This is a genomic window from Sphingobium sp. TKS (assembly GCF_001563265.1).
Classification (GTDB): Bacteria; Pseudomonadota; Alphaproteobacteria; order Sphingomonadales; family Sphingomonadaceae; genus Sphingobium.
Genome location: NZ_CP005083.1, coordinates 878994 through 903188 on the forward strand (window position 1 = coordinate 878994; position 24195 = coordinate 903188).

The 24195-nt window shown below is 59.9% G+C and carries 15 protein-coding genes and 1 riboswitch; of the genes, 4 read left to right on the forward strand and 11 right to left on the reverse strand.

Annotation, left to right across the window (positions count from 1 at the left end):
* Positions 1–105: 105 nt before the first annotated feature.
* The 6 genes from K426_RS04455 to K426_RS04480 form a co-directional block, all read right to left on the reverse strand.
* Positions 106–687 (reverse strand): 4Fe-4S single cluster domain-containing protein, encoded by a 582-nt coding sequence (locus K426_RS04455; protein ID WP_066554269.1) that lies wholly within the window; start codon positions 685–687, stop codon positions 106–108.
* A complete protein-coding gene (locus tag K426_RS04460) occupies positions 684–2525 on the reverse strand; it encodes an AAA family ATPase (protein WP_082748417.1) in 1842 nt (613 codons plus the stop codon). The genes K426_RS04455 and K426_RS04460 overlap by 4 nt, the downstream gene beginning before the upstream one ends.
* Positions 2522–3715 (reverse strand): hypothetical protein, encoded by a 1194-nt coding sequence (locus K426_RS04465; protein ID WP_066554273.1) that lies wholly within the window; start codon positions 3713–3715, stop codon positions 2522–2524. The genes K426_RS04460 and K426_RS04465 overlap by 4 nt, the downstream gene beginning before the upstream one ends.
* On the reverse strand, positions 3712–5481 hold the full coding sequence (locus K426_RS04470; RefSeq protein ID WP_158511724.1) for a PIN domain-containing protein: 1770 nt from the start codon (positions 5479–5481) through the stop codon (positions 3712–3714). The genes K426_RS04465 and K426_RS04470 overlap by 4 nt, the downstream gene beginning before the upstream one ends.
* A 107-nt stretch (positions 5482–5588) precedes the next feature.
* Complete coding sequence (locus K426_RS04475; protein WP_145907184.1) at positions 5589–10469, reverse strand: AAA domain-containing protein; 4881 nt, start codon at positions 10467–10469, stop codon at positions 5589–5591.
* Between the two features lie 152 nt (positions 10470–10621).
* On the reverse strand, positions 10622–11053 hold the full coding sequence (locus K426_RS04480) for a hypothetical protein (RefSeq protein WP_066554281.1): 432 nt from the start codon (positions 11051–11053) through the stop codon (positions 10622–10624).
* A 165-nt stretch (positions 11054–11218) separates the two neighbouring features.
* Positions 11219–11325: riboswitch (SAM-I-IV-variant riboswitch) on the forward strand.
* Positions 11326–11353: 28 nt separating this feature from the next.
* Between K426_RS04480 and K426_RS04485 the strand changes: the two genes are divergently transcribed.
* The 4 genes from K426_RS04485 to K426_RS04500 all read left to right on the forward strand — a co-directional run bounded on the left by K426_RS04485 (position 11354) and on the right by K426_RS04500 (position 15890).
* The gene (locus K426_RS04485) at positions 11354–11782 is read left to right on the forward strand and encodes a DUF3293 domain-containing protein (protein ID WP_066554284.1); all 429 of its coding nucleotides are present in this window, start codon (positions 11354–11356) and stop codon (positions 11780–11782) included.
* Positions 11783–11888: 106 nt separating this feature from the next.
* A complete protein-coding gene (gene metK, locus K426_RS04490; RefSeq protein WP_066554286.1) occupies positions 11889–13091 on the forward strand; it encodes a methionine adenosyltransferase in 1203 nt (400 codons plus the stop codon).
* A 266-nt stretch (positions 13092–13357) separates the two neighbouring features.
* Positions 13358–14326 carry an HD domain-containing protein gene (locus K426_RS30170; RefSeq protein WP_197672761.1) on the forward strand — a complete coding sequence of 323 codons (969 nt, stop codon included), beginning with the start codon at positions 13358–13360 and terminating at the stop codon, positions 14324–14326.
* Positions 14327–14675: 349 nt separating this feature from the next.
* Positions 14676–15890, forward strand: a complete 1215-nt coding sequence (locus K426_RS04500; protein ID WP_006954973.1) for an IS256-like element ISSpma2 family transposase — start codon at positions 14676–14678, stop codon at positions 15888–15890.
* 396 nt (positions 15891–16286) lie between these two features.
* On the opposite strand, the gene K426_RS32425 is transcribed toward K426_RS04500, so the two are convergent.
* The 5 genes from K426_RS32425 to K426_RS04525 all read right to left on the reverse strand — a co-directional run bounded on the left by K426_RS32425 (position 16287) and on the right by K426_RS04525 (position 24186).
* Positions 16287–16586 carry a hypothetical protein gene (locus K426_RS32425; RefSeq protein WP_066554289.1) on the reverse strand — a complete coding sequence of 100 codons (300 nt, stop codon included), beginning with the start codon at positions 16584–16586 and terminating at the stop codon, positions 16287–16289.
* 264 nt (positions 16587–16850) lie between these two features.
* Entirely contained in the window at positions 16851–19688 is a 2838-nt protein-coding gene (locus K426_RS04510; protein WP_066554292.1) for a TonB-dependent receptor, read from the reverse strand.
* A gap of 244 nt (positions 19689–19932) precedes the next feature.
* On the reverse strand, positions 19933–21357 hold the full coding sequence (locus K426_RS04515; RefSeq protein WP_066554293.1) for a glycoside hydrolase family 43 protein: 1425 nt from the start codon (positions 21355–21357) through the stop codon (positions 19933–19935).
* A gap of 93 nt (positions 21358–21450) precedes the next feature.
* Entirely contained in the window at positions 21451–22464 is a 1014-nt protein-coding gene (locus tag K426_RS04520; protein WP_082748423.1) for an arabinan endo-1,5-alpha-L-arabinosidase, read from the reverse strand.
* A gap of 159 nt (positions 22465–22623) precedes the next feature.
* Positions 22624–24186 carry an alpha-N-arabinofuranosidase gene (locus tag K426_RS04525; RefSeq protein WP_066554295.1) on the reverse strand — a complete coding sequence of 521 codons (1563 nt, stop codon included), beginning with the start codon at positions 24184–24186 and terminating at the stop codon, positions 22624–22626.
* Between the last annotated feature and the right edge of the window lie 9 nt (positions 24187–24195).

The following is a 24195-nucleotide window of genomic DNA, read 5'->3' on the forward strand; positions in this document are numbered from 1 at the left end:
GGCCACGGACTCGGAAACCCGGAGGTCCTGATCTCCGCAAGTTCTTCCTCACGCCTTGCGACAAAGTTCCTCAAGCGATCCCTGTCATCGAGGAAGGCCAGCCCATCAGCTTATGAGCGGAAAGCCGTTGATCTCGAGTTCACCACCCAGCGCAATGCGGACCTCTACCGCTGGCCGATCCCGGTCCGATGTTTCAATTGATGGGTCATATCGCTGAGACAGATAGTGAAATCGCTGGTTTTCAGATCCCACCCAGTTTCGCTGCGTATCGAGTTTGCCGGCAACGAATGGCCCGTCGACGACAACGTCTGCGTGAGCCAGCAATTGCTCAACTCCTGGGAGGGCTCGTCGACGAAGCTGATCCAATCGGAATCCCGTGAACAGCATTACCGACAGGTCCTGCAATTTGCAGAATTGGGCTATCTCGGCGAGTGCCTTCGCTTGGTACGCTGGCTCGCCGCCTAGGAAGGTGACACCTTCAATCGCATGGATTTCGCGTGCCAGCTCAATCTCGGCGATGATCTCGGTCGATGAAATCACTTGCCGGCGCACAAAGGGTAGCAGCTCTTGGTTGCAGCATCCGGGACAGTCGATGTCGCAACCCTGCACCCAAAGCGCGTAGCGCGAGCCCGGCCCTTCGACCGATGTGCACGGGATCCGCTTCGCAACGTTGAGGAAGCAGGTCATACCACCTCGAGGGATACGCGGACCGATCCGTCTAGGTCTTGAGCTATGACAAGAGCCTTGCCGATGCAGACGCTTCGATCTGCGACCTCAGTGAACAAGAAATGCGACACCGGGTCGATCAACCATTTCGTCAAAGCTGTTATTGCGCCGCGCCCGCCCATTGTTGCATCGATTTCGCCAGCTACACTTTCCAAAAACGCGCGTTCATTCGCGATCCGAACCGTTCGGATGCCGTACTTGTCCTGCAGTTGTGCTCTGAGAGGGCCGATCTTGCTGCGCAAAATCTCGACCAAGAAGCCCTTATCGCGCACGAAATTGAATGCGACGATATTGTCGCCGATCCGGTTCAGCAGCTCTGGTCGTCCCATCTCGCGTACAAAATGGTCTCGCACCCTGCGTTTGAAAGCGGCTCGGGTTTCCTCGTCACTGGCCGCTGGGTCGATCTCGGCCGCGCCAATATTCGAAGTGAAAATGATGATTGCCTCGGAAAAACTGACCGTTTGTCCGCGGCCATCCGTGAGACGGCCGTCCTCGAGAATCTGCAGGAACTTATCGAGTATCCGTACGTGGGCTTTCTCAATCTCATCGAAGAGAAGCACGCAAAACGGTCGCTTGCGGATCGCATTGGTGAGCTGTCCGCCTTCCTCGTAGCCGACGTAGCCCGGTGGTGCGCCAATCAGCCGCTGATCGCTGTGCTCGTGATTGAACTCGGACATATCGAAGCGAATGAAGGCTTCCTCATCTCCGAACAGAAATTCAGCGAGAGCCTTGGCCAATTCCGTCTTGCCAACACCGGTCGGCCCTACAAAAAAGAGGGTTCCCTTGGGCATGCGCTGCCGTTTGGAATGTTGAAGTCCTGCCAGCCCGGTAAAGGCTCGTATCGTAGCCGCAGTGACCTTATCGATGGCGTGAGATTGACCCTTGACCCGCTCCGCGAGCATTTCCGGCATCGCGAGGAGCTTGTCGCGGCTAAGAGCCTCCCACGCACTTGTTTGAATGCCATGGCGATACAGACTTAGCAGTTGCTCTGAGGTCAACTCTTCGGTTGCCGCGGATTTACGGGACAATTCTTCAATATTGAGGAGGTCCTGAAACGACATCCCGTCGAGTGCATCGACGAGATCCTCGTAGGCTACCTGCCCAGGCTTGGGCTGATTCTTCAATTTCCATCCATGGAGCCGATCTCCAAGTAGCATCAGTCGCTCTTCTCGATCAGGCAGAGGAACAACAACCTCGCGGACATGGGCAGGGCCCGGTAACATTGAGAGCGGAAGTGCCTGTGCGTTCGGCGAAACCAGAATCAGAAGATTGGCTGTCCCCCTCGCTTCCGTATCAGCCCGTCCGATGATCGCCTTGGCAAGCCGGGCCAGGATATCGCGTTCTGCCTGAGATGGCTGCTGACCAGAAAAGAAGGCAAAATTTGCCAGATTGACGACGAACGCTGTTGGCCGATCTGTGCCATCAACCATCGCTGTCAGCATAACCGCAACGAAGTCGTCGATGGTTACGCGGGTCGATTTGGGTCCGCTGTCGAAATGCTCGTCTGGGGCAATCGCATAGGCAGAGCCTTGCGTTTCAGCCGGTCCTACGGCGCTCGCAAGATCCTCCCATCTGGCCGCATCGCGCCCGCTCACCCCCGTCACGAGATCCCACTCGATGACCGTTTCAAACGGACCTTCCCTGAGAGTTTCGGCGACGAGCAGCGGCACACGCTGATATTCCATCGTCCATGGATTTCTACGCAGATCATGGACTTCGCCGTGGACCACGATGCATGGGACCAGCCCTGCGTGGGTTTCGAGACTGCGCAACCAAACCGGACGGTGCACCGTGCTCATTTGCTGCGCCCCCCCGCGCTATCGGGCAAACGCTTTTCCGATTTTCCGATCATGTCTGGGTTTTGCCAGGAGATGCTCTCCTCTCCGAGTTCAATGCCGTAAATATCCTGCAACTTGGGCAAAACCTTATCTGCGTCCTCGAGGCAGGCCTGCCCCTGATAGTGGTCAAATTTGTAGCTCATCTCATCCAGCTTCACTCGAAATGCCGCCTGCGCACCCGAGGGACGCTGTGCCTTGATCACCACGGCGCCAGCTTCTCCGCCTTCGAGCTTTGGCTCGGCAATAACGAAGCCTGCACTGCGCAACTCGCGTAGTAGTCCGCTGACTACATGCCTTCGAGCAGCTTCCTGTAGGGCGCGATCGTCAGCCGCCTGGCGTATCGCCGAAAGGTGGTCATCCAGACTTTGCATGTCCATCTGACCGCCAATGACCCGAGACTGCAATTGCCGGATCTCAGCCAATGCCACATCGTCGTGCAGTTGTGAGAACACGGCCAGTGCGTCTTCCAAGACTGCTTCCATATCGCGCTGCGCCTCTTCGCGTTGTTCAGAAAGCTGCAGTGCTTCGGCTTTCGTTCTGGCGCTCGCCGTCACCGCCTCGAGGCGGACCTTGAGGTTACTCTGGATTTGATCCAGCTCTTGCAGATTAATCTCACTCCGCTCGATTTCTTGGCGCAATGCCATCAGGTCTGACTGGCCGAGATCCCGCTCAACCGGTCCGGCCAATGACAGACGTGCTTGGTGGATCATGGCGAGCAAGTCTTCGCGTACAGCCTGCTCGCGAACCATTGCCTCTGCGCGAGCATCGCGTTCGAACGCCATTCGGTCCCGTGCGGCGTCACGTTCCGCTTGCAATGCCGCTTCGGTAGCATCTCTCTCGGCTACCTGCGCCGTACGACGATTTTCACGTGCCCGCGAGCCAATTGACCGCATCATGGCTGAGAGGCGCTTGTTCTCTTCTCGCGCCGCCTCTGGGTCTTGTACAAGCAAGCGTTCGACCTGAGCGAGCACGTCGCGGCAAGCGGCATAGTCGCCTGCAACGTAGATATCCAATTCCTGCGCCCTCAGAGCATCAAGGCGCTCCCTGTTTTTTGCAGCGAAGGCCTCTGTCGTGCTCCTGACCCGATTGAGATACATTTGCCTGCGTTGACGAGCCTCGATCGCCCAGCGTCGATCCGCGACATAGCTCATTGGTTTACACCTGTTTTGATGCTCTTGGATGCGCTGAGAAAGCTCTTCGCGTTCATCCAGTGGATGCCATAAGGTTTACAGCGCAGCAGGAAGTCGTGGTCTTCGCTCACGAGAACGACCTCATAGCCTCGCTGTCGGTATGGGATCAGGGCAGCAATAATCGCCCCGTCATTATTCCGATTGTCTCCCGGGGCGAGCAAGCTGCGATCAGAAAATGGAGCTGTCCAGCGCTCTCGCGGCAATTCATCAATGGCGCGTAGATTGCTGCGGCTGGCGATACGAAACGCTGCGCTATCAGTCTTTTTCCGCTCGACCTCGGCAGCTACGACCTGCGGGTTCACCAGGAAATCTGTCGGCTGGAGGCTTGCAACGAGTTCACCATTCTGAATGAAGGACGATGTATCAAAGGCGATTACCCTCGTGCACGACTGCGGGACAGGCGCAATATCTTTGCTGCCTGCTGCAGGCCCGGACATCATGGCCTGTGAGGAAGGGAAAAGTTCTGCAAATCCAGGATAAGCCGCGCGGAGACGGACCAATCGCTCATCGCTGGGTAGCCTGTCTCGCAAGGTCGCAAGAATCGAAGGAGGAAGGCTCTTCAGAGCGTTGACGATCCCTATCGTCCATTGCTTCCCATCCAACGGGCTAGCTGGCCTTTCATCCAATCTGCGCCAGAATTCTGCCGGATCGAGCCAGAACGCTGGCAGGATGGCGATCTCCGGAGAGTCCGAGTACTGGCATTCGGTTTCAAGCGCCTCGACCACATCGCTCCAGGCCGACCCATCCCGTGCGAAACCGGGTGCGGGCCGGTAAACACCGATATCTGCGTGCAGACCATTCCATGTGACCGGGAGGCGCAAGTATTCTTGCCCTCCATTGGTATAAAAAATTCCCGAAAGGCCTGAATTATCACTGCGCGGGTACGCGACCTGTCGAGCTCGCTGCGCCGAAGTGCCTTCAAGAAATGACGGTTCAAAGGCTTGCTCTGCCGCATCGAGAACGACATGAACAACTGATGGCGGCAAGGCGAGGCTGGCAAGCGCCTGGGCGGGAATGCCGCGTGTCAAAACTAGACCGCTCAGATTGTCCGGTACGTTAAGGTCAATCGAAAGGCCCGTGCCTCCCAGCGACGACCAATCGACAGTTGCGCTGGGAGTGCTCGGCAGAAGCCAGGAGCCTCGAACTCGCTGGCTGAGCCCACGTAGATAGTCGGTCTGCCGGGGATCTTCACATTCGACAGATAGTTCGCCGTCTTGGACGACAAGCCCCGCCGTCACACGCCGCCAGCCATGACCAAGCAGTTTCGGGACAGCGGAGTAAAGCTGCACATCGTCGCGCAATTCGCTTCGGAGTTCGCGCTCGACCCAATGCGTGGGCAAATGGGCCAGGAAGGGTTCGGCCGGTACGCAGAAGTCGCGCACCTCGTTCTCGTCGGGTGCTAGAGTGGCGACGTCGACGATCTCATCTAGAACCGGATCAAAGAATCGCTCTATTTTGCGGGCCTGGGCCGCATGGAGGTCGATCATCGGTGACCCGCTTTGACGCGCTTTATCCCCCGCACTTCGTCCTGGGGCGAGGTCAATGATCCGCAGCGAGGATGGATCGATCCCAACTTCTCCAATCTGATGAACCCGGCCACGTTCGATCAAGTCCTCCAGCACGTCGGGCAAGATTTCTCGGGCACCAGACACCCCGTAGAGCAGGCGAAAAAGCTCAGGAATGGGCACAGATGCCAGCGCGTTTCCGCTGCGATGAAACTCCAGCACAGCAGCTTCCAAAGCCCTATGGAGTGGCGTTAATTCCGGAAGGAGACGGTACGATGCCTCCGCCTGAAGGTGCAGGACCGGAAACCAAACAGAAAGTGATCCAAGCCTCATGCGGGGCGATCCCCTGATCGGCGCGCCCGTGGCCCGAGGATGTCTTGCGCTCGCCAGAGCCCGCCTGCATCCCTGATATCGTCGATGATCTGGCCGTAAACGCGGGTCCGCCGCGGCGGGCCGCCATCGACAGGCTCGATCGCAACCTCGAAGCTCTCAAACGTCTTTCGCGCACCGATTACGACCAAAAGGTCGCGCGCACGGGAAAATGCGACATTGATTCTCTCGAATTTCGCCGGGTTCGAATTGCGCCCCAAGCGCCCCTTTTGTGGAGATCGGTTACGGACCATGCTGACGATGACGATATCTGCTTCCTTGCCCTGCAACCGGTCCACAGTCTCGACATCGATCCGTTGCTCATTGAATCGGGAGCCGAGCTTTTCCCGAAGGCTTGCCTGGATCAGGCGCTTCTGACGATTGTAGAAGGTCGCTACTGCGATAGTCTTCTTGCGCTGCTCCCTCGCGCAGCCATCGACAATGTCCGCGACTAGTTGGGCAACCAGCCGCGCCTCAAGTTGGTTGCCGATGCCGCCGTTTTCACTGTCTTCAAAGGCTGGCTTGCCCGCATCATCCTCAGAACTATCAACCCAGAGCGCATGTTGGTGCGGGGACAGATAGTGCCCCCCGGTCCGCGAGTGTAGGGTGAGGCCGTGCGTTCGCCAGGACCACTCGGCAGTTTCGTCTGAACCATCCGGGTCGACCAATCCGGATTCCAACCGGCCGTCGTAGAAACGGTTGACCAGCGCCATGATCTGCGGGTGCATGCGGTATTGGGTATGCAGCGCGGCCCTGGACTTCGCATCGATTTCGGCGAAGCCGTCACGGAACAGCGAAGCGGTGGTCAACCGCTCGTACTTGCGAAGCAGTTCGACTTCGCGCTCAAGCGCTTCAGGATCCTCATCTTCGGTCCGCAATCTGTCTGATTGCCCGCTTGTCGCGAAATCGAATGTTGGAGGAAGCTGGCGATGATCTCCCACAAGGATGGTCTTGGGCGCCAACAGCATTGGCCGCAGCAGCTCAAGAGGGGTCGCCTTGCTCACCTCGTCGATGATCACCACGTCGAAGCGCGAGAACCCGGCATCCGAGAGGACACTGAAGTCGGAATTGCAGGTGATACCGATGACGTTGGCGTTGCGGATATATCGCTCCCCCATTCGGTCGGTAGCAGACGGATTTTCTGCCTGATTTTTGGCGTCGAGTACCCATTGATCGAGCAGCGGCAACCACGCTTTGAGCGGATCAAAGTCGTTAAGGCGAGCCTCCTGCAAGTCGGCATGATTTTGAACAGCGCCAATCGCTGCGGAGAGTTCACTTGGAACTTGATTCTGGTTGAGAAACCCTTCGATCTCCGACAGCAGTTTTCCAACTTTTTCTCCAACCGCATTCGCACGGCCTTGCGCATCGTCCAGCGACTGTTGTGCCCGCCGGAGTTGGCTCTCGGCTTGCGCGACAGTTAAAGAATTCTCCTCTTGCCCCTTTCGGTCTGGTTGACGTGACGATGGCAAATCCGGCCAGTCGGCAAGGACCGCAGTCCTCACCTGCAACATTGCTGTCTCGCGGTGATTATCTTCCGAATTCAATTGAGGCTGGAGTGCGCGAACCCTCTCTTGCACTTGGCGATTTAGAGCCCCTGGTGAAACATCAAGGCGCACCGCTTTTCCATCAAATTTAGCCAATAACTTGAGGAGATCGGCTGCATCCGCAGCGAGAGCAGGCAAAAACAGCGATGGATCCCAGTCTGAGGCATGGGCCAAGGCATCATGCGCCATAGCCCACCATTTTATGCGCGCATCGCTCTCCAACTCGCACCCCTCGCGGTGAAGAAGTTCAGTGAGCCGCTCTTGTGCTGCGCTCAAATCGCGCTCGCGGCGCTGGAGGTCTGATCCAATGGCCGCTCGATCACGCTCGAGCTTCCGGGCGCGTTCCAGCCAAATCTGCCAATGCTCAACGTCGTCCGCCAGTCCATGGAAAGGATCGCGGACTGCAGCTTCCACGTGATCTGCGGCCAAACGATACCAGTCGCCGATCGCTGAAGACTTTTTCTTGTCACCCTCAACCCTGCTTAGCCAAAGAGGGCGAGCCTCAGGATCTTCGATTAATCGCTCAAGTGCATTCTCAACCGCGAGGTTCGTCTGCGAGGCAATAAGGACCCGTTGTCCAGATCTAACGAAATGCGCGCAGGCCGCCGCAATCATCGTCGTTTTTCCGGTTCCGGGCGGTCCCTGAATGTAGGCAATTTCGGGAGCCGCAAGCATGACTTCCACCGCACGAGCCTGATCTTCGTTAAGGCGGTACAGGGTGGCAATTCCCGCATTGAGAAGTCGGCCTGATTTTGCCATCGGCCTCGACACTTGCGAAACATTAAAAATCGACGCCATCAAGTAGGGTGCGGCGGTCAGCCGGCTCCTATGCTTGCCTCCAGGCGCGAGGAATTGAAGCTGTCTCAGCGCATCTCGGTATCGTGCAATCTGTGTGCGAGCGCCGGCCGCTTCCGACATATTGCGCAATCCGAAAGATGCATCGTCAGGGAGTTCCGCTAGAGCTGCCGCATCTCTGACCCCAAGCACAATGCGAACAGATCTGGCTGCGCCATTAGGCCAAGGACAGTGCCTTGAGATATCGATCGTTGGGTTTTCTTCGACGACTTCGACACTGTCGCATCGAAAACTGCTTGCGGTGCTACCCAACTGTTCTTGAGCGCCCCATTGGAAAAGTTCCATACGCGGCTGTGAGCCAGCAAACTTCGGCCCGGATGTGAGCATCCGTGCAACCTGCTTAGTCTCGCAGAAGAGGTATCCTTCCCAGATGCGTCCCTTCCATTCTCCCGGACCAAGAATCGCCGAGGGAGCCCTTCGAAGGATCTGTTCATCGGCCCAGTCAAGGTAGCCGCGCCAGTCACGAAGGCGACCTTCGAGCTCAGTCAGCAAGACTGGCGCCGGAGATGCGGCTTGGCCCAGAAGATCTTCCAGAGGGTGCGCGGCTGCCGGAAGCCTGTTCCTGGACGTATGCCGGATCAATGTAATGACCCGCTCAAACGGGCGCGGCTCGCTGTCGGGAACAAGAGCGGCGTCTAGGAAATAGATGGTGGTATTGCCCGGGGTTCTTTCCTCGTCGTATGCGAGGCGGCACAAGACGCAGATCGACATTGCGTCCGGTAACGCGCTTTTCAGTTGGGGAAGAACCTTCGCAGGCCGGAAAAGTGCGAGTGTGCCGCGCTTCTCTTCCGAGACGACGGACACAAAGAACGCCCGCTCTTCTCCCTCATCGCCAAAAAATTTATCACAAAAATCATCAATGAAGTTCGCCCGATCTTCTTCGGCCGGCTCATCGGCTTCGAAAGATGAAGCAAGGACTGATGCCAATCTTTCATCGTCCCTGTTCACGTAGCCGGTCTGCGAGCGGCGCTGCAGAAGGACTGGCAACGAGGCAAGCGTCAGCGGTTCGTCGCTCGCTCGTCGATAGGCCATGTGGCCCATCGGCGTTGGGTTCCCCAGAGCTTCTTTTTCCCGGAACGATGAAGTGGTGGGGTCATAAACCATGCCCGCGCGTGGCGCGCGATCCTGAAGTCGAACACGCCATCTTTGCGCCTCGCTCTCGAGGCCTTCCAGTTGAGCATTTTCCTGACGCTCGCAGTCACGAAGGTCATCATTTAGCTTCGCGCGTCGTTTTTCGAGCAAGCATTGCAGCCGCTCTTGCTTGCGCCCAGCGCGAAGATGTCGGGAGTTCATCGTGGCAATGCTTGCCTCGATCGCTTCGAGGCTCAGCTGTGCCTTCCTAAGCCGATCATCGAAGTAGGCATCAATGAGTTTACGTTGCTCATCCTCGTAGCGCGCTTCTTGCAGGGAGATTTCGGATAGCTGCGCGGTGAGACTTGTCGAGATTCCCGCAGACATGCGTTCGATGTCAGAGAGATGTGCCGCCGCTTCGTTCGAGTCATGCAAGGCAATGTCTGTGAGTTTTTGGCGCACGGAATTTGGCAGTGATGCAAGTTGCCGTTCGTGCGCACGACGGCTTTCATCAAGCTTCAGATCGAGATTCGTAATCGTCGCCTGGGTCGTGCTCAATCTGCTCTGACATGCCTTCAGGTCTCTCGCGATTTCGTCTTCGCTGCGCGAAAGTAAGTTCCATGGATTCAGGCGGCGTGCAAGCCAGCCTAGTCCCTCGGCTGATGCTAACTGCGAGGCGCGCGCACGCGCTTCGTTGAGCTCCTTCTTCAGCTGCGAGAGCTCCCCTTCCGCGGCCAACTGCACATCACGCTGTTCTGCCAAAGAGTGTTGTAACTCTTGCGAAATTTTCCGAAATTTGATTTCGCAAGCGTCAATTTCCGTAGCAAGCGCATCTCGGTAGGGTTGCGGCTCCAGCCCTGCAATAAGAGACGAAAATAGGGCATCGCTATCGAACTTGCGTGTCGCAAAGGCCTGTTGCTCGTGGGCAAGCTCGTCACTGCGTTTCAGCAGCGCATCAATCTGACCTTTGCGCCGTTCAATCTCTTTGTCAGCGTCGGTCAAAGCTGCGTCAGCATGAGCCTTCGCCGTCGCTATTTCCGCTTCAGACCATTGATGTGCCTTGCCCCGTTCGAGAAGGAACCGAAGCTCATTGCGCTCTTCGGTGAGTCGTCGAACGCTGGCAGCAATCTGTTCACCTTCGCTGACCGTCTGCTCCAAGAAAACGTGCAGCCTGCTGAGCCTGGAATTGGCGCGTTGTTGCAGCTTGGACGCAGATAATTGAGCATTATTTCGGACATCTTCCGATCTCTGAGAAAGCGATTGCAGTGCAATTTCGTCGGCTCGGAAAAGGGCGCGAACATGATCAACAAGGAGGCTTTCAATCCCTTCGGAAAACCGGATCGCTGATGAACTACGGGACTTTTCGATCAATTTATTTGCCTTCGCGCTCTGCGCCTGTCGCGCTTACATCTAAATTGACCAATTGGATTTTAAAACGCATCGAGTGGCAGCAGTTTACGTTATCCAGATTAAAATTCGGCAACAGGTGTTATCGTAATTTTCGCTCGCCTCGTCCCGTGCCTTTAGCTGTCCTTGAGGCAAGCGGACATGGCAGCGAGATCCGAATCTAGAGCGGCGCGCAAGCCCAAAGCAGCTCGTGTTACATCGATGTCGCTGAAACCGTCTGCCATCACCAGGACATGGCCGGCTCCGCCGGCGGGACCCTGATGGTCAGGACAGTCGTAGAGCGCATCCACGGCAGGAATGGCCCCGACGATTTGATCGACCGAGTCGGCCTGGAAACATAGCTCGGTAGCTCCGCTCCCGAAATCGACGACGACGCACCGCCCGACTGCCTCCAACTCATCGGCGAGTTGTGCGTAAGTCCAGAAGTCAAACCCATTGAGGGGCGCCAGTGCTGCCTCGAAAGCGGCGTTCCCGTCGAAAATCAGACCCAGGAAACTCGGGATCTGCTCTGGTCCTTCGTCATCCGTGTAGTTGTCTGGTTCTATCAAGGGTTGCCTCCAAATGGCCCAGTTTTCGGATGGTCGTTACGGGTCATGCCGACCGACCGCAAAACGGTCGCCGACCAACTGTCGGACCATTGAGCCACCGCAGCCGCCCATCTGTTCGGGATTGCGGCTCTCGCTTGCCTTCTCGCGCAACGTAGGCTAGCATCTGGTGGTCATCAAGAGTTGGGTCGACGCCCACACCAACCTGCCGTTCCGGGCAAGGTGGTTTTGCGAAAGCAGATGTGGCCCACATCCGGGCAACGAAGCGGAAGCTGTGTCGACCCTCCAATCTGGAGGGTTTCCATGTCCAAGACATCACTCGATCCTACCCTTATTCAGGCCTATCGGCGAACGCGCTACAGCGCAGATCTGGGCGGTGAGGCCATCGTGCTGCGGATCGATGTGCCTTCTGTAGTGGTGGCCGCCGCGATCCAGGCGAGCAGTTCTCCCGGAGCTGCCTTCATCACCGCGGAGAATCCCTACAGCAGCCCGAACTCTGCACAGGAGAACGCGGCATCGATGGCGTTGCTGAAAGGTGAACTCGAAGCCCTGGGAGCCACGGTTTTCGAAGGGGTGGGGCAGGGGGACGACCCCGCTTGGCCTGGTGAGGCGAGCTACCTTGCTCTTGGCCTTTCGCGCGATCAGGCCTGCCTGCTTGGACGAAAGTACCAGCAAAACGCGATCGTATGGATCGGCGTCCATGGGACGCCCGAGTTGGTTTTGCTGCGCTGACCTGTCGGCCCAGGCATTGATTGGTTTGGCCCGCCCAAGGGCCGGGGGGATTTGTTCCTGATTGCCGCCCCCGACATCGTCAAAGCGGCTAAAACTGGAGACTTTTATGTCTGTTTTTGAAGGGTTGTTCACCTCTGAAGCCGTATCGGCCGGGCATCCTGATAAGCTCTGCGATCAGATTTCGGACGCCGTTCTCGATGCCTTCCTGAGGCTCGATCCCAATGCCCGAGTCGCTTGCGAGACCTTCGCTGCAAACGACAAAATCATCGTGGCTGGGGAGTTCCGGACCACCCGACCGGAAGACTTTGCCGCGGTTGAGGCAGGAGCACCTGAGCTGGTTCGCGCTGTCCTGCGCGAGGTAGGCTACGGCCACGAAGCCACTGATATTGATCCAGCTACTTGTGAAATTGAGGTCCGCTTCAATCGTCAAAGTCCGGAAATCGAGGCGGGAGTCGATGGCGGAGAGGAGACGGGTGCCGGCGATCAGGGCCTCATGTTTGGTCATGCCGTTGCTGAGACCGAACACTTCATGCCGCTGGCCTGGTCGCTCGCGACGGATCTTGTCGCTCGCGCCAGTGAGCTTGTGGGGGAGGGGGGCAGCGCGTTGAGGCCTGACGGCAAAGCTCAGGTCACTGTGCGTTACCGCGAGGGCAAGCCGGTCGGCGTGGAGACGGTCGTGTTGTCATGGCAGCATCAGTTTGAGAGCGAGCTCGAGGCGGTCAGGGCTCTGCTGCAGGCCGAAGTGATTGACCAGGTCATTCCGTCCCACCTGCGGACCCCTCAGTTCAAGGCGCTCATCAACCCGGCCGGGCCATTCACCGTAGGCGGGCCCAAGGGTGACACGGGCCTTACCGGACGAAAGATCATCGTCGACACCTACGGCGGCGCTTGCCCCCATGGCGGGGGCGCCTTCTCCGGCAAGGATCCAACAAAGGTCGACAGGTCGGCCGCCTATGTCGCAAGGCACATCGCCAAGAATATTGTGGCTGCCCGCTTGGCAAACCGTTGCACCGTTCAGCTGGCCTATGCGATCGGTGTCGCCGAGCCTGTGTCGGTGAACGTCGAGACCTACGGAACCGGCACAATTCCCGATGCCGCGCTGGCGACCGCAGTTCGAGCTGCGTGGGACCTGACACCTGCGGGGATCATCCGCGATCTCGACCTGCTGCGTCCCATCTATTCCGACACTGCCGTGCTCGGCCATTTCGGGCGTTGGCGCTCACCGGCGCACCATCGCTGGGAGCGCCTCGATAAGGCCGCAGCATTGGCTCACCAACTGTCCCAGGACAGCTTGGAGGCTGTAGGCTGACGCTTGAGAGGCGCGCGGGTCGAACCTTCGCATCCTCGGTACCGCGATGCCGCGCGCCCTCCTGCGACCTATTTTGTCATAGCTATTGCCTATCGAGCGCCAGCCAGAATGTCCCGCTTCGTCACTCAACAGGAGAAAAGCCTATTCGCACTTACGTTTGTCCACGCTGCCGGACCAAGTCGGGCGTCAACATCATCTACGGCATGCCGGGCCTAGACCTCATTGACCGTTCCGATCGCGGTGAAATCGTGTTGGGCGGGTGCGTCATGGGTAAAGATATGCCTGATCATAGGTGCCGCGATTGCGGCCATGAATGGCAAATCACTAATCGCTCGGAACGCCTTGGCGGGCAGTCTCTTGCGGGCCACGCCAACGGTAACGCTTTGGCTCTGGTTCTCGACGCGGCAAGCTTCGCCGCGGACCGGCACCGGCAGCAGCGTCGCAAGGATGTTGATGCTTCGCCCTACATCAACCATCCGCTCGCCCTCGCTCGCATTCTCGCCCTCGAGGCAGGCGTCTCTGATCCCCAAGTGATTGCCGCCGCGCTCCTTCACGACACGATCGAGGACACGGAAACGTCTCTTGAGGAGCTCGAAACGAGGTTCGGAGCGCTGGTCGCAAGGATTGTCGCGGAAGTGACCGACGACAAGTCCAAACCCAAGGCGGAGCGCAAACGGCTCCAGGTCGAGAAAGCTGCCACGAAATCGTCCGAAGCCAAACTGGTGAAGCTTGCGGACAAGATCAGCAACCTTCGGGACATCGTCGCTTCCCCTCCGGCAGATTGGCCGCAGCAGCGGAAGGCTGAGTATTTCGAGTGGGCGAGGGATGTCGTATCTGGCCTTCGTGGCGTAAGCCCGCAGCTCGAGGTCGCCTTCGACACTATTCACGCGCAGGGCACCGCGCTGTTTGAGTTGCCACAGGCACCGGGTTCCGAAGTCTCGACGAGGACGCCGTCAAACTCGAACAAAGGCCATACCTTCATCGTTGAGGATGGTGCAGTTGTGGCTGACTACTACCACTTCGGCGCCGACGTCGATTACGAGTTCGCCGTGCAGATCCGCTTCGGTCCGGACGCGCAAGAGCGGCTGGCAGAACTGCTGGTGCTCGCACAGCCGGTTTCGCCTGACGCACTGGCTGAGGCTCTGCGAGACCGGTTCGGCACCTATTACGCCACTCGTGATTTCGCCGATGAGAATGGCATCAGCTATGAGGCGCGGCGGGACATGTGGCCATGAGGGGCTGCGATCCTTCCACGCCGTAGCCACATACAAGGAAGCGGACGGGGGTGTAGCTTCGCGGATTCGCAGCTTCAGATGCACATCTCTGGTCTTGGTTTGGCTCTCAAACCGGTTGGCCGCATGGGAGGTGCACCCCATCGCAAAAGGACCAAAAACGGGGGTATGGGTGGGGGTATTTCAGGGCTCAGTGTTAGCGTCCGCGCTCGTGGTGTAATTTCCGGTGTAGGCGATGGTGTATTCCGGGGTGGGGCATGCCCCACCCCGGAATGCGGCGTCGCTGGTGGCCACCGGGTTCATCGTTATGGTGGAGTTTGCACACTTCAACCGTGACGAAGAGGAGTTCCCGATGACCGAGGACAGATTACTGATCGAAGAGCTGGCTGCAAAGGGCGGCCAACCGGATTTTTTGCGCACCATCGCCGAGAACGTGCTGCAGCTGATCATGGAGGCCGACGTTGATGGCCTGATCGGCGCGGGTCGCCACGAACGCAGCAGCGAGCGCGCGACCTGGCGCAACGGCTATCGCGACCGTTCGCTGGATACCCGGGTAGGCACGCTGAACCTGAAAATCCCCAAGCTGCGTGCTGGGTCCTATTTTCCGGGCTTCCTTGAGCCCCGCAAGATGGTCGAGAAAGCGCTGGTTGCGGTGATCCAGGAAGCGTGGATCGGCGGGGTCAGCACCCGGCGGGTCGATGAACTCGTCCAGGCCATGGGCATGACCGGCATCTCCAAGTCCACCGTCTCCAAGCTTTGCAAGGACATTGACGAGCGCGTCCATGCCTTTCTGAAACGCCCGCTCACCGGCGAATGGCCGTATCTCTGGCTCGATGCCACCTATCTCAAGGTACGCGAAGGCGGGCGGATCATCAGCGTTGCCGCAATAATCGCCATGGCCGTCAACACCGAGGGCCGGCGCGAGATCGTCGGCCTGCATATCGGCCCCTCGGAAGCGGAGGTCTTCTGGTCCGACTTCCTGAAGGACCTTGTTCGGCGCGGTCTTACCGGCGTGAAGCTGGTCATCTCCGATGCTCACGAGGGCCTCAAGGGCGCGATCACCCGCGTCATGGGCGCCACCTGGCAGCGCTGCCGGGTGCACTTCATGCGCAATGCCCTGTCCTATGTGCCCAAGGGCCAGAACACTGTCGTCGCCGCCGCGATCCGCCAGGTCTTCCTGCAGCCCGATCAGAAAAGCGCAACGCAGGTCTGGCGACAGGTCGCCGACCAGTTGCGCACCCGTTGGCCCAAGCTCGGCGCCTGCATGGACGAGGCCGAAACCGACGTGCTCGCCTACACCGGCTTCCCCACCCAGCACCGCACGAAGTTACACTCAACCAATCCGCTCGAGCGGCTCAACAAGGAGGTCAAGCGCCGCGCCGACGTCGTCGGAATCTTCCCGAACGAAGACAGCATCATCCGCCTCGTCGGGGCTGTGCTGATGGAGCAGAACGACGAGTGGCAGCTCCAGCACCGATACATGCAGATCGAAGGCATGGCCGAACTCAACCAACCCATGATCGAGGAGGAAAATCAGCCCCTACACATCACCGCCAAAGCCGCCTGACGATGGCCCACGGCCACAGCCGAAATTACACCACCTTGACGGACGCGACCGGGCTCAGTCTTCCGAATATCTCTTTAATACAGTGTGATAAGGTGGTTCTATAGATCCCTCCTCCGCTACCATCCGCACGCTTCCACAAAAGTCCGCATACCACCGATTTCAAGAGACATGGTATTATGGCCTTTATGGATAGTGCCCGCTACCGTCGGTCGGCTTCTTCCATGTTAAGGAACTTCGTTCAAAATTATTCAGATGCATCCACTTCTTTCGGGGGCAGTGCTGGGGGCACAAACGCGGCGTATCCGATGTCCAAAGCGCTAAATGCAAGGTTTGAAGCCTTGAATTCGAATCCCTCCCTCTCCGCCACTTTCCTGAGTAATTTCCTAAAGCCGGCGCCTAGTCCGGGAACAGCTTGAACTCGACAAGCCGGGTCGCCTTGCCGCTTGGCTGGGTCAGGAGCAGGCAGACCTTGCCGGTGCGGACGGCGGGCCAGCGCCCCTCGGCCAGATGGAAGCCGGTGGCGTCGTTCAGACGGGCATAGGGATGCCGTTGCCAGTCGACATCGCAGGAACTCGGTGGAGATGAAGCCTTCTTCGCCCAGGTCGCGCTGGTGCGCCCGGAAGAGGGTCCAGCGATAATAATGGACCGCGTCGATCCCGGGGTCGGCGGATTCGAAGAAGGGGATGCGCCGCTCATACCAGGGCGCGTCGTTGCCGAAGCGCTGGACGGCGATGCGGTGATTGTCCATCGCGGGAGGGGGCAGGGCGGCTCCGGTCGCGATCAGCGTCGCGCCCTGCCAGCAGGGCTTTCGCCAAAGCGCGTATCTTTCCACTCCCCCTGTCGTCACAAACAAAATGGCGGCCGGTCCGGGGATGGAGAGGGTCCCGGATCGGCCGCCATGGAAATGGGATGCGGTGAGGAGACACCGCATCCCATCGGGCACTCATTTATCGGCCGCTCTCACTTGAACGTGTAGCGGACGCCCAGCGCGAAGGTGCGCGCCAGCAGAGTGGTGCCGAGGTTGAACTGATCGGGGCCGCCGACATCCTCGAACTTGTAATAGGTCTGCTGCTTCGACTTGGTCAGGTTCACCGCGTCGAAGGTCACGCCCAGACGGTCGTTGACGTTCCAGGTGAGCTGAAGGTCCAGGCTCTTTTCGGGGTTGCGCCACACGCCGATCGGGTTGGCGAACAGGCGGGCTTCGTTGTTCGCCAGAAACTCCTTGCGCCAGATATAGGACAGGCGCGCGCCGATCGGGCCGTTATCATAGGCGAGCGTCGCGTTGTAGCTGAGGTCCGACACGCCGAAGAAGGATGAGGTGGATTCGCCGGTGACGACGCCCGCCGAGTTGGTTTCCGGAATATTCTGCTTGGAATCCAGTACGGTGACGCTGCCCACGAAGCCCAGGCCATTGAGCGGTCCCGGCAGGTAGCTGGGGAAATAGGTCAGGCCCAGTTCCAGCCCCTTCAGCACGCCGTTCGATGCGTTGACCGGACGGGTGATGGCGAAATTGTTCGTCGCGCCGGCGACGATGCCGTTGTTCGGAATATATTCCTGAACCGTCAGCGGCACGACCAGACCCTGAATCTCGCGACGGAAGCCGGTCAGCGTGATGGCGCTGTTGCGTTCGAAATACCATTCCAGCGCCACGTCGAAATTCTTCGAATGGGTGGGTTTGAGCGTCGCCGTGCCCGCCGTGCCGCTGCCATAGCCGACATTGGTGAGGTCGCCGGTCAGGTTGTAATTGGGGTTGATGTCGCTGAAATTCGGACGGCGCAGGGTTTCGCCATAGTTGAAGCGCAGGCGCAGATTGTCGAAAATCTCGTAGCGCGCGGTGAAGCTGGGCAGGAAGCGGTCCGACCCAGACGACACGCGGGTCTGTGCGCCGCCATTGTAACGGTCGAAGAAATTATAATCGGTGTCGACCGTCACATAGCGCACGCCCGCCTGCAATTTCAGCGGGCGGCCGAAGATCGACACCTCGCCATCGGCCTGCAGATACATGGCGATGGTGCTTTCATCGATGTCGAACGTCTTTTGCAGCGCGAGCTGGTCGGATGTCTTCAGGCCATAAAGGCCGCGGACGGTGTCGGCATTGTCATACAGCCAATAGCCATTGGCCAGGGTCCAACTGGACGGCACATCGGCGCGGCCCTGATAGAAGTCGGAATTGGTGAAGGCGGCGCCTTCGCCCAGCCCGGTCAGCGTGGTCCGGACCAGCGGGCCACCGGCATCCTGGGTACGCACGGCGGTCGACGCCTTGCGCTGGTCGATGCGGATGCCTGCCTTGATCTGGCGCAGAAAGCCTTCGTCCCAGCTATAATAGCCGTCGAGCGTGCCGGTGATGGCGCTGCCCTTGTCGCGATTGGCATTGTCGTAAAGCTGGGCGACGTTCCAGACGCCGGGATCGGCCAGCAGGCTGTCATCGTCGAAATGATAGGAAGGGATGCCGCCGCCCGCGTTGAAATCCACGTCGATCGAGTTCGCGACGCGATCCGTCCGCATGGCGAGGAAGGAGGTCTTCACCTTGCTGGTCTGATAGGCGATGTCACCGATGATCTTGCCGCGATCGCCCAGATCCCATTTGCCGTTCAACGCATAGACGAAGCTGTCGGTGCTGGTCTTGGTGAAGTCGCCGCTGTTGAAGCCATAGACGCTGTTCGCGGTGCGCGCCTTGACGATGTTGGTGCCGTCATAGAGCGTGGGCGCTTGCGGGTTGGCCCAATAGTCGACGAAGCTGAATTGCAAGCTGTTGAACGTCTCGCCCCGGAATCCCGCATAGAAGACCTCGGCGGTGTAGACCGAGCTGCTGTTGGGCGCCCATTGCAGCGCGATGTTGAAGGAGGGGCGCTCGCGCTTGCCGTAGAGATCGGAGCTGAAGGCCGCGTCGCGCGACAGATAATAGGGCGTTTCGACGCCGTTGACGTCCATCGTCGCGCCGGCCGCCGTCGAAAGGCCGCTGTTGAGGCCGGGATCCCACGCGCCCAGCGCCGGCGCCCGGCCGAATTCTCCGGTGATCGGGTCGCGGCCGACCGGGAAGATGCGCTGGAAAGCCGTCAGGCCCGTTCCGGCGGGCGGCGTCATCGTCGCGAAGGGCACGAAGGCGCCTGCCGTTACGGTCTGGTCGCGATATTTGGTGCGGCTGTAGCTGCCGTTCACCAATAGGCCGATGTCGCCAATGCCGGTTTCCCAGCGGTCGCTGACCAGCAGCGCCACGTTCGGATTATAGCTGTCGGCTTGCTCATTGTAGATGCCGCGGGCAAGGCCGGAAATGGCGAAGCCGTTAAAGTCGAACGGGCGCCGGGTTTCGACATCGACCTGCCCCGCAAGGCCGGTTTCGATCTGGTCGGCGGAGCGGGTCTTGAACACGTCGACGCGCTTGACGAGGTTGGCCGACACATCCTGCAACTGGAAGGACTGGCCGGCGGCGGTGAAGATGTTGCGGCCGTTGAGGGTGGTCAGCGCATCGGGCAGGCCGCGGATCGAGATCGCCGCCGCTTCGCCGCCGGTGCGGTTGGTGACTTGAATGCCGGTGACGCGCTGGAGCGCCTCGACCACATTATTGTCCGGCAGTTTGCCGACATCTTCCGCAACGATCGAATCGACGATCTGGGTCGATTCCTTGCGGACGTTGAGCGCGCCGACGATCGAGGCGCGGACGCCGGTGACGACGATGTCATTGGTTTCGTCCTGCTGCGGGACGGCCTGCGGTGCGGCCTCAGACTGGGCGTGGGCGGCGCCCGCCAGCATAAGGGCGAGCAGGGATGCAGACGTGAAAGCGACTGGCTTCATGGCCATGGTTGATCCTCCCCTTGGAGATTTGGGTGCGTTGGGCACTGGAATTACTCAGACTAATTATTTCTCGGAGTAATAGAAGGCAAGAGGGAATCTGTGCCGCTGCTTAAGAAAAAATATCCGCTTGTGGCAAATTTGTCTCAGCCCGAAAAATGGAGGTTCATGCGGGATGGCGCCAGCATGAAGAAGCCGTCCCCCGAGAAGGGAGACAGATTTATTCCTTTTATTTGTCAGACTTAGAAGTGGGTCAGTCGGCAATCCAACGCGCAGCAGCGTCGCGGCTGCCGACGAGGCGGACCTGCCCATTCGCCAAGCCGAGCGCCTTGCCGGTGACGGCGATCGATACGAAGCGGACCGTGCCCGATTTGTCGTCGGGGAATCGGACGAACTGGCTGCGCATCGCGAAGTCGGCGCTGCGGTCGTCCCTGGTAAGGGCGACGGAACCGTCCCTGGCCGCGACCAGATAATGATCGGGCAGCAATATGGGGGACAACATCACACTCTGCGGCCCCGCACGGCCTGCGGTCTGGCGGAACTGGGTGGCGGGCAAAGACGGATTGCCCGCGATCAGGCGGGTGCCCTCATGGGCGAGCAGCAGCTTCGGATCGGCGGCGGAGGCAAAGCGCTCGGGCAGTGGGCCGTTGCCGACGGGGACGCCGAAATCGGGCGCGCCGTCGGCCTTGTAATAGAGGCGTTGGATGCGGGTATGGCGGTCGGGGTTGAACAGCGGATCGCCCTTGATCGCCGCATAGTCGCGGCCATGATAGACGAGGATGTCGCGGCCTTTTTCGTCCACGGTGAAGCTGTTGTGGCCGGGGCCGTAGACGCTGGTTTCCTTGCAGGTGGTGAACACCGGCTGCGGCGACTTCACCCAGACATTGGGGTCCATGATGTCGGCATTTTCGTCCGCCGTGAGCAGGCCGAGGCAATAACGCGCATCGGTGGCGCTGGCCGAATAGGTCATGAACAGGCGGCCGTTGCGGTGGAGGACGGCGGGGGCTTCGGCCACCTTGTAGCCGCCTATTTCCCAGTCGAGCGTCGGAATGGTGAGGCGCGTGGCCTTGGCCGCCAGTTTCAGCGGTGATGCCAGCGGGGCGATATAGAGGTTGGAGTTGGTCTCGATCCCCGGCTCGCGCTGCGCCCAGGCTAAATAGCGCTGGCCGCAATGGACGAAGCTGGTGGAGTCGAGGTTGAAGCTGTCCCAGGGCGCCTGGAACTGGCCAAGGACGGTCCATTTGCCGGTCATCGGGTCGGGGCCATCGCAGACCACGGCATAGGTGCGGATACGGAACACATCCTCTCCGCCGCCGCTGGGACCGGCGGCGAAATATAGGGTCCACCTCCCGTCGATCCTGTGCAGTTCGGGCGCCCAGATGAAGCCCGACAGCGGGCCGGTCTTCTCATGGCGCCAGAGGACGCGTTCCTCGGCGGTGGTCAGGCCCGCCAGGGTCTTCGATCGGCGCAGGACCAGCCGGTCATATTCGGGGACGGAGCCGGTGAGATAATAATAGCCGTCTTCATGGCGGAAGACCTGCGCGTCGGCGCGCTGCTTCACCAGCGGGTTGACCGGGACCGGGGCAGGTTGCGCTGGCTGGGCGGCGCGCGCAATGAGTGGTGTTGCGGACAACGCGGCTGTTCCAGCGAGGAAGTGGCGGCGGTTCATGGGGTTCATTCAAAGCTCTCCTCTTGGGTCGCCCTCACCCTTCCGGCGCTTCGCGCCTCCCTCCCTCTCCCGCTGGGAGAGGGAAAGGGTGAGGGCGAGTTGTCAATAATCTGCAACGGGCCAGCCATCCGCACCCCAGCGAACCGGCGCGATCCTGAGCGTGGGCGCGCCGTTCGCCTGCTTGTCATAGGCGTGGTAGACGACATACTCCTTGCCATCCCGGTCATGCAGCCAGCCCGCATGGCCGGGGCCGCGCCAGCGCTGCTGTTCCTGAAGGTCGGCGCGCAGGAAGATGGTGCCGCCGCCCTGCATCATCGGGCTGCCATCCTTGCCCAGATAGGGGCCGGTGATCGCCTTCGACCGGCCGATCACGGTATAATAGCTGCTGTTCACGCCCTTGCAGCAATAGTCGTAGGACGCCATCAGCCAATAATAGCCCCCGTGATCAACGATGAACGGCGCCTCGACCGGAGCCGGACCGCCTGCTGGCGCGGGGCGGCGGGCGATGGAGATCGGCTTTTCGCCGGGATGCAACGGTTTCCCCGTTTTCCTGTTCAGTTCGAACAGCTTGATGCCGGTCCAGAAGCTGCCAAGCGTCAGCCAGTGGCGGCCTTCGCGGTCGATGACGAAATTGGGGTCGATGGCGTTATAATCGTCCGCTTTGGTCGACATCACCACCAGCCCCTCGTCGCGCCAGCCATAGTTCGGCGCCTTTGGATCGAGCGTCGGACTGGTGGCGAGGCCGATGGCGGAACGGTTCGAACCGAAGGTCGAAACCGAATAATAGAGCCGGTAGCGGCCGTTCACGAAACTGATGTCGGGCGCCCACATGCCGTCGCTGCTGGGGATCGCTCTGGTCGCCCATGCCGGAAGCGCGGTGAAGACCGGATCGCCCGCTGTCCAGTAGATCAGATCCGGCGAGGTGCGGGTTTCGATCAGGCGCTGGCCGTGGCCGGTGCTGAAGACGTGATAGCTGTCGCCCTCGCGGATGATGACGGGGTCGTGGGTCGGCGTCAGGTCGCCCGTAAGGCGGCTGTTTAGCGTCTCAGCCCCCGCGATGCTCGCGCAGGCGAGGAGGGCGAGGCTCGCCATTTTCAACATATTTGACAGCGCCATGCGGACTCTCTTCGACAGCGGTTCTGGGCGTCATGTGCTCCTGCGAAGGCAGGAGCCCAGTTCCGCCGTTTCAACTGGGTTCCTGCCTTCGCAGGAACACGGAACCCCTAAAAAGGATGGAGCGGGCGGCCATTCCACCCTCCGCCCGCTCCAAGGGCTTTATTGCAGTTCCAGCACCACCACCGATTTGGGCGGCAAGGCGACGGTCAGCGTGCCGCCGTTCACCTGCGCGCCGGTGAAGGCGGCGGGCTTCACCACTTGCGGATCGTCGAAACTGTTGTGCGCATTGATCGCCGGGGCCGTCAGGATGCGGCCCGACACGCTCGCCGCGTTCAACCCATCCAGCTTCACCGTCACCATGTTGGTCTGGCTGGGGTCGAGGTTCGACAGGCCGACATGGACCTTGCCGTCCTTCCCCTTGACCGCCGAGCCGCTGACGGCGGGCATCACGAACTTGTCCTTGTGATACCAGGGCGTGTCGATGTCGATCGGCAGCACCGTGGCGTCCTGCCAGGGCTTGTACATTTCGAAGACATGATAGGTGGGGGTGAGCACCATCTTCTTGCCTTCGGTCAGGATCATCGCCTGAAGCACATTCACCATCTGCGCGATCGCGGTCATGCGCACTCGATCGGCATGTTTGGCAAAGAGATCGAGGTGGATCGAGGCAATCAGCGCATCGCGCAGCGTGTTCTGCTGGCGCAGGAAGCCCGGATGCGTGCCGGGATCCTGCGTATACCAGGCGCCCCATTCATCGACCGCCAGGAAGACGCGCTTGTTCGGATCATATTTGTCCATGATCGCGCTGTGCCTGGTGATCAGCTCGTCCATCTTGAGCGCGCCCGCCAAAGCATCCGCCCAGCCGGTTTCGTCAAAATCGACCGCAGGCGCACGCGGCGGCCAGCCGCCCGCTGGGTGGACATAATAATGCAATGACAGGCCATCGAGCCGGTCGCCCGCCACCCGCATCATCGTCTCGGTCCAGTTATAGTCGTCGACATTGGCGCCCGAGGCGATCTTCATGATTTTCGTGCCGCGCGGCGCCTTCACGAAGGTCGCATAGCGGCGGGTTTCGTCCGCCGCGAATTCCGGCCGCATATTGCCGCCGCAGCCCCACAGCTCATTGCCGACGCCGAAATAGGGGACGGCCCACGGCTCCTTATGCCCGTTTTTGGCGCGCAGGTCGGCTAGGCTGCCTGCGGGCGCGGTCATATATTCGACCCACTCGGCCATTTCCTGCGGCGTGCCGTTGCCGACATTGCCCGCAATATAGGCCTGCGCGCCGACCTGACGGAGCAGTTCGAAAAACTCATGGGTGCCGACCGAGTTCGGCTCGGTCACGCCGCCCCAATGGGTGTTGACCTTGACCGGGCGGTCCTTCTTGGGGCCGATGCCCTCGCGCCAATGATATTCGTCGGCAAAACAGCCGCCCGGCCAGCGGATGATCGGCACGGACAGATTGCGCAGCGCCGCGACCACATCGTTGCGGAAGCCGTTGGTGTTGGGGATCGACCTGTCATTGCCGACCCACAGGCCGCCATAAATGCCGTTGCCCAGATGCTCGGCAAACTGGGTGAAGATCGCCTTGTCATAGGTTGGGCCGGGCTTGTCGGCATGGATCGTCGCCATCGTCGGCTTGCCATCGGTCTGGGCCTGTGCGCCGGTGAGCGCGGTGGCGCAGAGCAGAAGCGCGGCAGTCGTGCGGCGCAGGGCTTTCAACATTCCTCTCTC